This is a genomic window from Pseudomonas lopnurensis (genome assembly GCF_015070855.1).
Taxonomy (GTDB): domain Bacteria; phylum Pseudomonadota; class Gammaproteobacteria; order Pseudomonadales; family Pseudomonadaceae; genus Stutzerimonas; species Stutzerimonas lopnurensis.
Window position 1 is genome coordinate 1 of the sequence record NZ_JADDIX010000015.1, and the last position, 13,544, is coordinate 13,544.

Below are 13,544 nucleotides of genomic sequence, written 5' to 3' on the forward strand. Positions count from 1 at the left end.
ATCGAACTGTCGGTCCATGGCTTCGACTACGGCGTCACCCTGGCACGTGGCTTTCTGCACCGCCTGCTGGCGCGCTGCCTGATCGATGGCGAGAAGGTGGAGTACCAGGGCATTCGTCTGGTGGTGCTGTTCGCCGGCTTGTTCGATGCGGTGGATCGCAGCCATATCGAGGTTCCGCTACTCGACGAGTTGCTGCTCGGCCCGTTGCGTAACGTGCTGGGCAATGCCGATGGCCTGCCCCCACAGGTACGCCAGGCCTTGCATCTGGTCGCGGCCCATGAACGGCGTTTCTATCGTCGCGCCCATCTGCTTGGCACGGGTAATCCGAAATGGCGCGAGGAGTTGATGCCCGGCGTCAGCGAGGACGTCGGCGGTAGCCTGTTGCCCGGCGAGCAGAAGCCCAGCGCCGAACTGGCGCTGGTCAGCCTGCACCGCATGTACCAGGCGGCGTTCCGCGCCGGTGTGCCTTTCCCTCATCTCGAAGATCTGCATGAAAAGGATGCCGATACCGCCGCCTTGTTCACCTTCAACGACCATATCGCCGGCAAGAACGCCCATGCACTGGTCAGGCACTACCAGCGCGCGGCGGAACTCAGCATCGCGCAACTGCGTGGGCTGGGTCTGGGCCAGCAGGGCCTCTTCCTCGGCCATATGCGCCTGTATATCCGCTGGTTGGCGGCGCTCTGGCGACCCTATGCGCAGCGCCTGCGCGAGATCGGCGAAGAGGAGGATCGCCTGCATGCCAGCCAGTTCCAGTCAGGCAATGGCCGCGGCCTGCTTGGGCTCCCGCAGGAAAGCCGGGAGCACAAACTGGCCCGCCTCGAACGCAGCGGGGCGCTGCAGGCCGAACGCGAGGCGCTGCGGGCGCAACTGGGCTGGCTGGAGGACGTGGACAGCGAGGCCCGCCGCATGCGCGCCGCCCGGGCGGAGTACGCTTACGCGGCGGCGGGCGGCGCGCGGCAACTCGACGTGTGGAACGTACTGCTGGATCACGAGTGGTTCAACGAACGACCCCAGCCGCTGCCGGACGAGGTGAGCCTGTTGTTCGGCCACTTCGTCCACGACCAGTTGGTACAGAGCACGGCCCAGCGCTCGGCGAAGGCATTGGGCGGGCAGCGCTACTTCGATATCCGCGGCTTCGACCTTGCGGATGCGGTATGAGCGCCTGCTCGCGCTTCGGCCGCGCTCCTGCCGATGCGGCGGGTTCTCGCGGCCGAAGCGGGGGCGATATGTCTGCGATGCTTCACGTTGGCAGCGGTACGTCCGCGCGCAACAGGCCTTGGTCGACCAGGTCCCGCCAGAACTCGGCGGGCACCTGGGCGTTGAAATAGTCCATGTACTGTTGCGGCCGCGCGGGGTTTGCCGTGCCGGGAATGACCGAAGCCACCACCGGATTGGCCAGGCAGAAGTGCAGGGCGGCGGTGCGCAGGTCGACCCCGTGGCGTTCGGCGATGGCCTCCAGTCGCTGCTTGCGTTCGCTGATGGCCGCCGGGATCTGGTCGTATTCGTAGTGGCTGCCGCCGGCCAGCACGCCGGAGTTGAACGGCCCGCCGACGACGATGCCGACGCCACGCTCGCGGCAGGCCGGGAAGAGCGTATCCAGCGCTTCGTCGTGCTCCAGCAGCGAATAGCGCCCCGCCAGCAGGAACAGGTCCGGGTCGCTCTGCTCCAGGGCCATGCGGCACGGCTCGACCAGATTGACCCCCAGGCCCCAGCCGCGGATCGCGCCTTCCTCGCGCATCTGCGTGAGCGCCTTGGCCGCGCCGTTCATGGCCTGCTGGAAGTAATCGCGCCACTGCGGGCCCCATTGATCCTCGGAGACGTCGTGGATGAACACCAGGTCGAGGCGATCGACACCCATGCGCTTGAGGCTGTCCTCGATGGAGCGGCGCGCGCCGTCGGCGGAATAGTCCGGCACGCGTTCGTTGGGCAGTTCGTCGACGAAGGGCTTGGCGTTTTCCGGCTGGTCGCTCGGCCGTAGCAGGCGGCCGACCTTGCTGCTCAGCACGAATTCGTCGCGCGGCTTGTGGCTGAGCAGGCGTCCGAAGCGGGCTTCGGCGAGGCCGGCACCGTAATGCGGGGATACGTCGTAGTAGCGGAAACCCGCGTCCCACGCGGCATCGAGCGTGGCGTCGGCGGTTTCTTCGCTGATCGGGTGGAACATGTTGCCCAGCGGCGCGCCGCCGAGACCGATACGTGGCAGGGTGATGCGCATGGCGGTCCTCCTTACGATGCAGTCGAGGCCGAGATCGGCCGGGTATTGCATGGGAGGACAGCGCCGAACGGATGTTCCGGGCCGTTGGGGGGAAGAGCCTGGGGGATGCCTGGTTCTTGCTGGCGGTTGGTCGACGGATCGCCAGCAAGCTGGCTCAGGGATGATCGCGTCCCAGTCGGGGCGCTTCAGCCGAATGCAGGGCGGGTTATAACCCGCCGAACATGGCCGGCACCGAGCCAAACGGTGGGCATGAAAACATTTCTTCGCCTGAGGATGCAGGATTCCGAACGTGGTGACCGGGGCGCTCAGCCCCGGCTCTTCAGGTAGGCGCGCCAGCCGCCGAATGCGCTGATGTCCTGTGCACCCTCCAGGCCATAGGGTTCGCAGATGAACCCGGTCTCCCAGCGCCCGTCGGCCAGCTGCACCTTGCCCAGGCCGAGCGGCGCAGGGATGCCGGTGAGGAAGGAGCCGAGCTCGCTGCCGGGAATCTCCCAGACCTCCACCTCGATCGCCGTACCGCCCTCGGCGACGCGCACCATGCCTGGGCGCAACGGCGGGCCGCCGGCCAGGGCGTAGAGCCGGTAGTCCGGCGAACTCTGGGTGGATTCGAGCAGCCGGCCGCTGCGCTGCCTGAGCTGCCCGTTCAGCGGCAGGCCATCCAGGTGCGCACCGCAGACGACGATACGGGCGCGGTCGTTGCGCGCCGGCGTGGTCGGCGCGGGGGTGACGAAGGCGTTGCCGCCGATCAGCGGCAGCGCGGTCCGGCGCTGCAGGGCGTCGGCCAGGCTCAGCAGGTACTGGTCGGTGAACACCCGGCCGAACAGGGTCACGCCCCAGGGCAGGCCGTTGTCCATGACCCCGGCCGGTACCGCCACCGCGGCATAGTCCAGCATGTTCATGAAGTTGGTGTAGTAGCCCAGGTCCGAGTTGCGCTTGACCGGCTCGGCATGCAGCTCGTCCAGGGTCACCGGGCGCGGATAGGCCGGGGTGAGCACGCAGTCCACCTCGGCCATGATCCGGTCGCAGATGGCCTTGAGCTGCTGCAGGCGGTACTGGGCGCGGAACAGTTGCACGGCGGTGGTGCCGGGCGCCTTTTCCAGCACGGCCTTGATCACCGGCAGCACGGCGTCGGGCTGTTGTTCGATCAGCTCGCCGGCGACGCTGTAGCGCTCGGCGACCCAGGGGCCTTCGTAGAGCAGGCGGGCGGCTTCGAGGAAGGGCGCGAAGTCGATCTCCACCCGTTCGCCGCCGATTGCCTGCAGTTGCTCGACGGTGGCGGCGAACAGCGCGGGGCTTTGCGGGCAGCCGAGAAACTCCAGCGGCTTCGGCACGCCGAAGCGGAAGCGGGCGACCTTGCCGAAGGCCGAGCCGTCGTTCCACGCCGGGTTGGCGCGGCTGTATTCGTCGCGCGGGTCGAGCCGGGCGGTCAGCGCCAGCAACTGGCTGGCCTCGGCGGCGGTGGCGGTGAAGTAGGTGACGCAATCGAGCGTGCGGCAGGCCGGCACCACGCCGGCGGTGGAGGCCAGGCCCTTGCTGGCCTTGAGGCCCACCAGGTTGTTCAGCGCCGCCGGCACCCGGCCGGAACCGGCGGTGTCGGTGCCCAGCGCGAAGCTGGCCACGCCCAGCGCCACGGCCAGCGAGGAGCCGGCGCTGGAGCCGCCGGACGGGTAGTCCGGGTGCACGCTGTTGCGGCATTCGCCGTAGGGCGAGCGGGTGCCGTTGAGGCCGGTGGCGAACTGATCGAGGTTGCACTTGCCCAGCGGCACGGCGCCGAGGGCGATCAGTTGCTCGACGAGGGTCGCGCTGGTCTCGGGCATGTAGGCGAAGGCCGGGCAGGCGGCGGTGGTGGGGATGCCGGCCAGGTCGATGTTGTCCTTGATGGCGAAGGGGATGCCGTAGAGCGGCAGCTCGGCGGGCGACTTGCCGTCGAGGGCGGCGAGGTAGGGTTCCAGCTCCTCGGTGGTCAGCAGGTGGATGAACAGCTTGAATTCGGGATTGAGGGCGGCGGCCTTGTCGCGCAGTTCGGCGATCAGCCGGCGCGGGGTGGTTTCACCGGCGACATAGGCGGCGCGCAGGGTGTCGAGGCGCAGGTCGAATGTGTCGTTCATGCTCGTGTCCTTCGTAGGGTGGAAAACGGCGCAGCCTTTTCCACCGTTGATGTTCGGGCCGGCCCTGCGGGCCGGTTGGTGGATCGGTGAAGCGTGATCCACCCTACGTTGTTCGGCGTCAGGCTTCCTCGATCACCACCACGCGCTGGCCGGCGCGCACGGGCGAGCCGGGTTGCACGCGGACCTCCTTCACCACGCCGGCGACCGGGGCGGTGAGCGGGATTTCCATCTTCATGCTTTCGAGGATCACCAGCACGTCGCCGGCTTCCACTCGCTCGCCCTCGGCGACCGAGACCTGCCAGAGGTTGCCGGCGATGTGGCTTTCGATGCCGTGCTCACCGGTGCCGAGCGGGGTGTCTTCGCCGAGGTCGGCGGCGACTTCCTCGCTCTCGAAATGTGCCTGGCCGGAGGCAATCCAGCGCTGGCGCTCGGCGTCGAAGGCGGCGCGCTGCTGGGTGCGGAAGGCGTCGATGCCCTCGGCTTCGCGGTCGAGGAAGGCCTGGTAGTCGGACAGCCGCAACTCGGTCTCCTCGATCTTCAGCGGGTAGCGCCCCAGCGGGAAGTCGCGGCGGATCTTCAGCAGTTCTTCAGCCGAGACCGGGTAGAAGCGGATCTGGTCGAAGAAGCGCAGCAGCCAGGGCTGGCCACCGAACGCCGCGACCGCGCGGTAGCGGTTCCACATCTGCAGGGTGCGACCGACGAACTGGTAGCCGCCGGGGCCTTCCATGCCGTACACGCACATGTAGGCGCCGCCGATGCCCACCGAGTTTTCCGCGGTCCAGGTGCGTGCCGGGTTGTACTTGGTGGTGACCAGCCGGTGTCGTGGGTCCAGCGGGGTGGCCACCGGCGCCCCGAGGTAGACGTCGCCCAGGCCCATCACCAGGTAGCTGGCCTCGAACACCGTGCGATGCACCGCGTCGAGGTTCGGCAGGTCGTTGATGCGGCGAATGAACTCCAGGTTGCTCGGGCACCAGGGGGCGTCCTTGCGCACCGTGGTCATGTACTTCTCGATGGCCCGCTGGCAGGCCGGGTCGTCCCAGGACAACGGCAGGTGCACGATACGCGAGGGGACCTTGAGGTCGCGCGCCGAGCACACCGCGTCCCACAGGCCGGCGACGGTGTCGAGCAGCGTCTGCAACGGCAGGGTTTCCGGCTGGTAGTGCACCTGCAGCGAACGGATGCCGGGTGTCAGGTCGATTACGCCCGCCAGCGCCTTGGCTTGCAGCGCCTGCATCAACGCGTGGCCGCGAAAGCGCAGCACCAGGTCCAACTCGGGCTGGCCGATTTCCAGCAGCAGGTGGGTGTCGCCGGACAGGCGTGCCACCAGGCGGGTGTCGGCCTGGCCGAGGTCGAGGATGATGGGGGAGGTGAGGGCCGAAGCCCTTGCCGTCATCGTAGGAGCGAGGGGGGCGCCGTAGCCCTCGCTCGCGAACCGGTCGACCTCGGAGGTGAAGCCTTCGCGAGCAAGCTCGCTCCTACAAAAGCGGGTGCATTCCTCATCCAGCGCCTTGGCCAACTCCCGCGCCGTGGCGATATCCACCGGCACGAAGCGCACCTTGTCGCCGGCTTTCAGTTGGCCGAGCTGCCAGAGGTCGGCCTCGATGATGGTCACCGGGCAGACGAAGCCGCCCAGGCTCGGGCCGTCCGGGCCGAGGATCACCGGCATGTCGCCGGTGAAGTCCACCGCACCGATGGCGTAGGGGTTGTCGTGGATGTTGGAGGGATGCAGGCCGGCCTCGCCGCCGCTGTCGCGCACCCATTCCGGCTTGGGGCCGATCAGGCGCACGCCGGTGCGGCTGGAGTTGAAGTGCACTTCCCAGTCGGTGGCGAAGAAGGTCTCGATATAACCTTGGGTGAAGTATTCCGGCGCGCCGTGCGGGCCATAGATAACCCTGAGTTCGCGCACCGCCGGCAGCGCGTTGCACTGCGCGGGCGACAGGCTGGCTCCGGCCGTGGGGTCGGCGAGCGGGGCAAGGTGCAGCACGTCGCCGGCGCGCAGGGCGCGGCCGGCATGCCCGCCGAACTGGCCGAGGGTGAAGGTGCTCCTGCTGCCCAGATAATCCGGCACCTGTACACCGCCGCGCAGGCAGAGGTAGCTGCGTGCACCGGCGCCGGCGATGGTGCCGATGGCCAGGGTGCTGCCGGCCGGAACGAAGAGGGCGGTGCACATGGGCTGCGGCACGTCGTCGAGCCTGACCGGAATCTCGGCGCCGGTCACCGCCACCACGGCGTCGCAGTTGAAGCGCAGGGTCGGCCCGCTCATGGTGATTTCCAGGCCCGCGGCATCGGCCGGGTTGCCCAACAGGGCGTTGCCCAGGCGCAGCGCGCGGCTGTCCATCGGGCCTGACGGCGGCACGCCCACGGCCCAGTAGCCGAGGCGGCCAGGGAAATCCTGCACGCTGGTCTGGGTGCCGGCACTGATCACTTCGAAGGTGGTCGCCTGGTAGCTCAGCCCTTCCAGGCAGCGGGTCCAGGGGTTGCCTTCGGCGAAGGGCGCGTAGGCGAGGATCTGCCGCAGGTAGTCGCGGTTGGTCTCCACGCCGTACAGGATGGAATCGCCCAGCGCGGCGTCGAGCGCGGCGCGGGCCGCCTCGCGATCCGGCGCCCTGGTGATGAGCTTGGCGATCATCGGGTCGAAGTACGGCGGAATCTCGCAGCCGGCCTCGACCCAGGTATCGATGCGCAGTGTCTTGCCGTCGGCCTCGGGAAAATCCACGGCGGTCAAGAGGCCCGGGCTCGGCTGGAAGTCGCGGCCCGGATCCTCGGCGTACAGGCGCGCCTGGATGGCGTGGCCGCTGGGCTTGAGATCCTTCACCAGTTCGGCCAGCGGCGGCAGGTCGCCGGCGGCCAGTTCGATCATCCAGCGCACCAGGTCGACGCCCCAGACCTGCTCGGTGACGCCGTGCTCGACCTGCAGGCGGGTGTTCACTTCGAGGAAGTAGAAGTGCTGGGCCTCGGCGTCGTAGACGAACTCGACGGTGCCAGCGCTGCGGTAGTTGACCGCTTTTGCCAGCTTGATCGCCGCCGCGCACAACGCTTCGGCCATGCCCGCCGGCAGGTTCGGCGCCGGGGTTTCCTCCAGCACCTTCTGGTTGCGCCGCTGCACCGAGCAGTCACGCACGCCGAGGGCGATCACCTCGCCGGCGCCGTCGCCGAACACCTGCACCTCCAGGTGGCGGGCGCGCTGGATGTATTTTTCGATGAACACGCCCGAGTCGCTGAAGTTGTTCTGCCCCAGCCGCTTGACCGCTTCGAAGGCGTCCGACAGTTCGGTCGCCGAGCGGCACACGCGCATGCCGATGCCGCCGCCGCCGGCGGTGCTTTTCAGCATCACCGGGTAGCCGACCGTTTCGCCTGCGGCCAGCGCCGCGTCGAGGTTTTCCAGCAACTCGGTGCCTTCGAGCATCGGTACACCGTGCTGTTTGGCCAGGGCACGGGCGGTGTGCTTGCGGCCGAACACCCGCAACTGCTCGGGCGTCGGGCCGACGAAGGCGATACCGGCCGCCTCGCAGGCTTCGGCGAAGGCGGCGTTCTCCGAGAGAAAGCCGTAGCCGGGGTGGATGGCCTTGGCGCCGGTCTTGTGGGCGACGTCGAGGATCTTGTCCACCAGCAGATAGGTTTGCGCAGCGGGACCGTCACCCAGCGAATACGCCTCATCGGCCTGCTGGATATGCAGGCTGGCGGCATCGGCCTCGGAGTAGACGGCCACGCCCTGGCAGTCCAGGGCCTTCAAGGTGCGCAGGATGCGGCAGGCGATGGCGCCGCGGTTGGCGATCAGGAGCTTTTCAAACATTCCATTACCCTCGAAGGGCTGGGCGGGTCGTCCCGCCTTCATTCGTTCATCGCCCCGGCCGTCCGGGGGGATGGATAGCGACAAGCTTCAAGCTGCAAGCGACAAGCTGTTCTGCCCTGGCCTGAGCCGCTGGCGTCGGGTTCGTAGTCGTAGGGTGGGCTTCAGCCCACCAGCCAGCGATTCGGCCCCCATGGTGGGCTGAAGCCCACCCTACGGAGCTTGCTTTGCTCTTGCTCTGCTTGCCGCTTGCGGCTGCCTCAATCCCACACCAGCACCTCGGCCGGGGTCGGGTTCCAGCCGTTGCACGGGTTGTTCAACTGCGGGCAGTTGGAGATCAGCACGATCACGTCCATCTCGGCGCGCAGTTCGACGTACTTGCCCGGGGCGGAGAGGCCGTCCTCGAAGGTCAGGCCGCCTTCGGGCGTCACCGGGACGTTCATGAAGAAGTTGATGTTGGCACCGATGTCGCGCTTGCCCAGGCGGCCGTCGTGCAGGCTGGCGCGCAGGAAGTTGTCGCGGCAGCTGTGCATGTAGCGCTTGTCCAGCGCGTAGCGCACGGTGTTGCTTTCCTGGGCGCAGGCGCCGCCGAGGGTGTCGTGGCGGCCGCAGGTGTCGGCGACGATGGTCGCCAGCGGATTTCCGAGGTTGGAATAGAGCACCGTGCCGGTGGTGAGGTAGACCTTGTTCTGCCGGCGCAGGGTGCGCTGCGGGTCGAAGCGCTCGCGTGGGTTGTTCGCGGCGAAGAACAGGGTGTCGATGGCCTGGTTGCCCTCGACGTCCAGCAGGCGCAGGGTCTGGCCGGCCTTGACCTCGAAGAGGTAGGGCTCGCCGGCGGGGATGGTATGGCGAAACACCGCCGTTTCGGGGTGCAGACTGCTTTCCACGATAGTCATGTCGGCATCCTCCTCAGATGTACAGCCGTTCGGTGTTGTGGAAGCCGCGGCCGTTCTCCGGGCGCGAGGTGCGGCAGAGCACGCTGATGCCGTCGCTCTCGACCCTCTGCCAGCTGAGCTGCACCGGCTTGGGCGCGTAGGCCGGGTTCGGATCCAGCGGGTGCTGCAGGGCGGTGAGCACCACCAGCGTGTCCATCGGCGCGTAGAGTTCGACGTAGTCGCCGGCGCGGGAATTGTCGGGCTCGAAGGCGAAGCCGCCGTCGGCATCCACGGTGACCTTGCTGAACAGGTTGAGCACCATCAGCAGGTCCTGGACGTTCAGGTTCCACTTGCCCATTTCCACCAGCAGGTTGTCCGTGCCGTTGCGGAAGAAGCCGTTGCGCAGTTCCTGGTAGCGGCCTTCGCCGTACTTTTCCCGCACCTCCTCGGCATTCAGCACGCCGCCGAAGCTGTCGTGCCAGCCGCAGGTGTCGGCGGTGATCGCGGCGAGCACGCGGCCCATGTCCGAGTACAGGCAGTGGCCGGCGGTGAGTTTGGCGGTGTGCTGGCACTTGAGGGTGTCCGGCAGGTTCAGCCGTTCGCTCTTCTCCTGGGCGTTGAACAGCAGCAGGCTGACGTTGGCACCGCCCTGGATGTCGGTGATGCGCAGCAACTGGCCGCGCTTGAGCACGAAGGAGGTATGGCCGCCACCGGGGACGGCTTCCTCGTAGAGAGTCGGGCGCAGGCTGAGGGAAGCGCTCATGTCAGGCTCCTTGATAGGCAGTTCGAAAAGGGCCGGCAGCGGCGGGTGCGCGGCGGCCATCGTTCAGCGGAATGTCGTAGGTCACCCGTGCGCCATAGGCGCCCGGTGCGTGGGGATCGATGCGCGGCTTGTCGAAGACCAGGATGCGGCTGCCGAGGGTGAAGCCTTCCGAGAGGTCGTGGGTGACCATGAACACCGTCAGCCGGGTTTCCCGCCACAGTTCCAGCAGCAGCGCGTGCATGTCCTTGCGAATGCCCGGGTCGAGTGCGCCGAAGGGCTCGTCGAGCAGCAGCACGCGGGGTTTCATGATCAGTGCCTGGGCAATCGCCAGGCGCTGCTGCATGCCACCGGAAAGCTGCGCCGGGTACTTGTCCAGCGCGTGGCCGAGGCCGACCTTGTGCAGCATCTGCGCCGCCTGTTCGCGGGCGTCGCGCTTGCCGCGGCCGAGCAGGCGGCCCAGCAGCGGTGCGCGCGGCAGCTCCAGGCCGAGCGTGACGTTGTCCAGCACCGACAGGTGCGGGAACACCGAGTAGCGCTGGAAGACCACGCCACGGCTGGCGTCCGGCTCGTCGGCCAGCGGCTGGCCGTCCAGCAGGATTTCGCCGCGGCTGGGGGCTTCCTGGCCGAGCAGCAACCGCAGAAAGGTGGATTTGCCGCAGCCGGAGGCGCCGACCAGGGTGCAGAACTCGCCTTCGGCGATGCTCAGGTTCAGGCGTTCCAGCACCACCTGGTCACCGTACTGCTGCCAGACATTTTTGACCTGGATGAATGCGCCGGCTTCGCTCTTCTTGTCGCTCATGCCTTGGCTCCTTCGTACCAGGGGAACAGCAGGCGGGTGAGGCACCGCAGCAGGTAGTCCATGGCCCAGGCCAGGAGGGTGATCCAGGCTACGTAGGGCAGGATCACGTCCATCGCCATGTAGCGGCGCACGAGGAAGATGCGGTAGCCCAGACCGTCGGTGGAGGCGATGGCTTCGGCGGCGATGAGGAACAGCCAGGCCGAACCCAGCACCAGGCGCAGGCTGATCAGCAGGCGCGGCATCAGCTGCGGCAGGACCAGGCGCAGGATCAGCGTCCAGGTGTTGGCGCCCAGGGTCTGCGCCTTGATCAGCAGCTCGCGGGGGATTTCCCGGGCGCGCTGTTCCAGGTCGCGGGCCAGGATCGGCGTGATGCCGATGACGATCAGCATCACCTTGGACAGCTCGCCGAGACCGAAGACGATGAACAGGATGGGCAGGATCGCCAGCGGCGGCACCATCGAAAGCACCGTGAGCAAGGGCGACAGCGGCGCCGCGAACAGCGGCAGGGTGCCGGCGGCGACGCCCAGGCAGAGGCCGGCGACAGCGGCGATGGCGAGGCCGGTGCCGAGGCGTTTCAGGCTGGAGGCGGTGTCCTGCCAGAACAGGTAGTCGCCGGAACGCTTGTCGGGGGTGAAGGCGAGGCGTTCGACGGCTGCGCTCATCTGGCCGAAGCTGGGCAGCAGTTTGTCGTTGGGGTTGAGTTCCAGGCGCTGGGCCGAGTGGGTCAGGTAGAGCGCCAGCAGCAGGACGAAGGGCAGTACGGCCAGTGCCAGCCAGCCACTGCGGCTCGGTGAGCGATTGATCAGGCGCATGGGCATGCCCCCGGCACCGCGAGCGGCATGCGGTTGATAGCGCTACGAGCGGCTAATGCGCCAATATGCGGCAGGACAGTGACCGGCAGAGCCGATTCGAATGGGCACATGGCAAACCCTCCAGTGTGTGGGAATAGCGCAGGAGCTGCGTGGCATGACGCTCTTCTCCCGGGCTTTTGTCCCGCCGTGTAACCTCACTGGAGGTCGCCAACTCTCGGACCAGCCACTCGCAACGCGAGCCGGAACCCTAGTCGGCTATTTCAGATTTTTCTCGTTCCATGAGTTGCAGCTTCCTGCACCCTGGTCATAGCAAGAGCGGTGCCAAGCGGTGGAGGCCCGTATTCCGGGACGCTGGGAGCGAGCTGATGGGATACGGGTGCACCATCGTGGTGCTCTTATCGAAAGGAGTGCGCGCTTTTCTTGCGCGGCAGGTGAGGCAGTGATTCAGCACTGCAGCGGCCTGGCAGGCAGGCGTGGGCGCGCCTTTGTATGGGCTTTGTTCGCAGGGCTGGGGAAGGGTCCGGACCAGGGCAACTGCCCCGTCGCTTGCTGTAGGGTGGGCTTCAGCCCACCAGTGCATATCGAGTCTCGATTCGCGCGCATGGCGCGCTTCTGCGAATACGCGCGAGGGATCAGAGCTTCAGCTGATGGATGGCCCGGCTCAGTTCGGCCGACAGCGCCGCCAGTTCCGCGCTGGTGGTGGCCGAGGCGACGGTCTGGTCGACGGTCCGTTCGGTGACGTCGCGGATGCCGGTCACCGAGCGGTTGAGTTCTTCGGCGACCTGGCTCTGCTGCTCGGCGGCGACCGCGATCTGGGTATTGCTCTCGCGCATCTGCGCCACCGCGCCGGTGATGGCCTCCAGCGCCAGGGCCGCTTCCCCCGCTTCGCGCACGCAATCGTCGGCCTTGAGCGAACTCTCCTGCATGAACTCCACGGCATCGCGGGTCATGGCCTGCAGATTGGTGATCATCTGGGTGATCTCGTCGGTCGAGTCCTGCACGCGTCTGGCCAGGTTGCGCACCTCGTCGGCGACCACGGCGAAGCCCCTGCCCATCTCGCCGGCGCGTGCCGCTTCGATGGCGGCATTGAGCGCGAGCAGGTTGGTCTGTTCGGCGATGCTGTGGATGACGCTGACCACGCCGTTGATCTTCTGGCTGTCGGCGGCGAGCTGCTCGATCATTTCGCCGGTCTGCTGCACGCCCTGTGACAGGCTGGAGATGGATTTCTCCACGCGCCCGACCACACGGTGGCCGTCGCCGGCCAGGCGGTCGGCGTTCTGTGACTGGTCGCGGGTATCGCCGGCATGTTCGGCGATGTGGTAGACGGTGGTGCTCATTTCGTTGATGGCGGTGGCGGCCTGGTCGGTCTCGCTCTGCTGGCCGAGCATGCCCTGGCGCACCTCGTCCATGCTCGCGGCCAGGCGGCTGGCGCCTTCGTCGAGGCGCGCTGCGGCCTGGGCGACGGTGCCGACGACGCGTTGGTAGCCGCTCTGCATGGCGTTGAAGGCGCTGGCCATCTGGCCGACCTCGTCGCGGCTGTCCAGCGGCACGCGTGCTTGCAGGTCGCCGCTGCGCTCCACGTGCAGCATGACGTCCTTGAGCGTGTTGAGGTGGCTGAGCAGGAAGCGGATCAGCAGTTGCGAGGCGGCGAGCAGGCCGAGCATGAGCACCGCGACCGCGCCGGCGTAGCTGAAGAAGTGCTGGCCGAGAACCTCCCTGGCGCTTGGGGTGCGGGCGAGGACGGCGAGCTTCTGCCCATCGGGTCGGGAAACCACCTGCGCGCCGGTCAGCGGCGTGCTGGCGAACAGACGGTCGTGTGCCAGTGGCGTCCAGCCGCTGTCGGCGACGGGCTGGCCGTCGACCACGGCGCGCTGACCGGCCTGGAAGACGATCAGGTCCTGGCCCTGCGGCAACGTCGCGGCTGCCGGCCAAGCGGCCAGCAATTCGGCGCGGGCCTGGGCAGTGGCTCGCGCATCCTCGCTGCGGGCGCCCTGTTCCAGCTGGATGGCATAGAGCACCAGCAATAGTGCGATGACGAAGGTCACCATGTTGAGGGCCCAGAACTTGTACTTCAGCGAGAGATCGCGAATCCAGACTGCCATGACTGCTCTTCTTCTGTAGTGATTGCCGGGGCGCTGCAGTCGCTCCGGTGGACTCAAGGCTTAACGGCCGCTACGCGCGG

9 protein-coding genes and 1 riboswitch are annotated in these 13,544 nt (G+C 67.6%); of the genes, 1 reads left to right on the forward strand and 8 read right to left on the reverse strand.

Going from position 1 to position 13,544, the window contains the following annotated elements; translation table 11 throughout:
• Nucleotides 1-1,161, forward strand: a 1,161-nt coding sequence (locus tag IN820_RS02970) for a DUF2235 domain-containing protein (RefSeq protein ID WP_193679555.1), incomplete at its 5' end; no start/stop codon positions are given.
• 82 nt (nucleotides 1,162-1,243) lie between these two features.
• Here IN820_RS02970 and IN820_RS02975 read toward each other — a convergent pair.
• From IN820_RS02975 to IN820_RS03010, 8 genes are all read right to left on the reverse strand, one after another.
• Nucleotides 1,244-2,215, reverse strand: coding sequence for an aldo/keto reductase (locus tag IN820_RS02975; protein WP_193679556.1), 972 nt, complete (start codon nucleotides 2,213-2,215; stop codon nucleotides 1,244-1,246).
• Nucleotides 2,216-2,520: 305 nt separating this feature from the next.
• Nucleotides 2,521-4,323: an allophanate hydrolase gene (gene atzF, locus IN820_RS02980; RefSeq protein ID WP_193679557.1), complete on the reverse strand. Its 1,803-nt coding sequence runs from the start codon at nucleotides 4,321-4,323 to the stop codon at nucleotides 2,521-2,523.
• Nucleotides 4,324-4,441: 118 nt separating this feature from the next.
• On the reverse strand, nucleotides 4,442-8,116 hold the full coding sequence (gene uca / locus IN820_RS02985; RefSeq protein ID WP_193679558.1) for an urea carboxylase: 3,675 nt from the start codon (nucleotides 8,114-8,116) through the stop codon (nucleotides 4,442-4,444).
• A gap of 257 nt (nucleotides 8,117-8,373) precedes the next feature.
• Nucleotides 8,374-9,009, reverse strand: a complete 636-nt coding sequence (locus IN820_RS02990) for an urea amidolyase associated protein UAAP2 (protein ID WP_193679559.1) — start codon at nucleotides 9,007-9,009, stop codon at nucleotides 8,374-8,376.
• 13 nt (nucleotides 9,010-9,022) lie between these two features.
• The gene (locus IN820_RS02995; RefSeq protein WP_193679560.1) at nucleotides 9,023-9,751 is read right to left on the reverse strand and encodes an urea amidolyase associated protein UAAP1; all 729 of its coding nucleotides are present in this window, start codon (nucleotides 9,749-9,751) and stop codon (nucleotides 9,023-9,025) included.
• Nucleotide 9,752: 1 nt separating this feature from the next.
• Nucleotides 9,753-10,550, reverse strand: coding sequence for an ABC transporter ATP-binding protein (locus tag IN820_RS03000; protein ID WP_193679561.1), 798 nt, complete (start codon nucleotides 10,548-10,550; stop codon nucleotides 9,753-9,755).
• Complete coding sequence (locus IN820_RS03005) at nucleotides 10,547-11,362, reverse strand: ABC transporter permease (protein WP_193679562.1); 816 nt, start codon at nucleotides 11,360-11,362, stop codon at nucleotides 10,547-10,549. The genes IN820_RS03000 and IN820_RS03005 overlap by 4 nt, the downstream gene beginning before the upstream one ends.
• A gap of 163 nt (nucleotides 11,363-11,525) precedes the next feature.
• A riboswitch (guanidine-I (ykkC/yxkD leader) is annotated at nucleotides 11,526-11,624 on the reverse strand.
• Nucleotides 11,625-11,994: 370 nt separating this feature from the next.
• The gene (locus IN820_RS03010) at nucleotides 11,995-13,464 is read right to left on the reverse strand and encodes a methyl-accepting chemotaxis protein (RefSeq protein WP_193679563.1); all 1,470 of its coding nucleotides are present in this window, start codon (nucleotides 13,462-13,464) and stop codon (nucleotides 11,995-11,997) included.
• Between the last annotated feature and the right edge of the window lie 80 nt (nucleotides 13,465-13,544).

Coding starts and splice junctions, on each gene's coding strand:
- IN820_RS02975 (WP_193679556.1), bottom strand. CDS start 2,215: ATGCGCATCACCCTGCCACGTATCGGTCTCGGCGGCGCGCCGCTGGGC.
- atzF (WP_193679557.1), bottom strand. CDS start 4,323: ATGAACGACACATTCGACCTGCGCCTCGACACCCTGCGCGCCGCCTAT.
- uca (WP_193679558.1), bottom strand. CDS start 8,116: ATGTTTGAAAAGCTCCTGATCGCCAACCGCGGCGCCATCGCCTGCCGC.
- IN820_RS02990 (WP_193679559.1), bottom strand. CDS start 9,009: ATGACTATCGTGGAAAGCAGTCTGCACCCCGAAACGGCGGTGTTTCGC.
- IN820_RS02995 (WP_193679560.1), bottom strand. CDS start 9,751: ATGAGCGCTTCCCTCAGCCTGCGCCCGACTCTCTACGAGGAAGCCGTC.
- IN820_RS03000 (WP_193679561.1), bottom strand. CDS start 10,550: ATGAGCGACAAGAAGAGCGAAGCCGGCGCATTCATCCAGGTCAAAAAT.
- IN820_RS03005 (WP_193679562.1), bottom strand. CDS start 11,362: ATGCGCCTGATCAATCGCTCACCGAGCCGCAGTGGCTGGCTGGCACTG.
- IN820_RS03010 (WP_193679563.1), bottom strand. CDS start 13,464: ATGGCAGTCTGGATTCGCGATCTCTCGCTGAAGTACAAGTTCTGGGCC.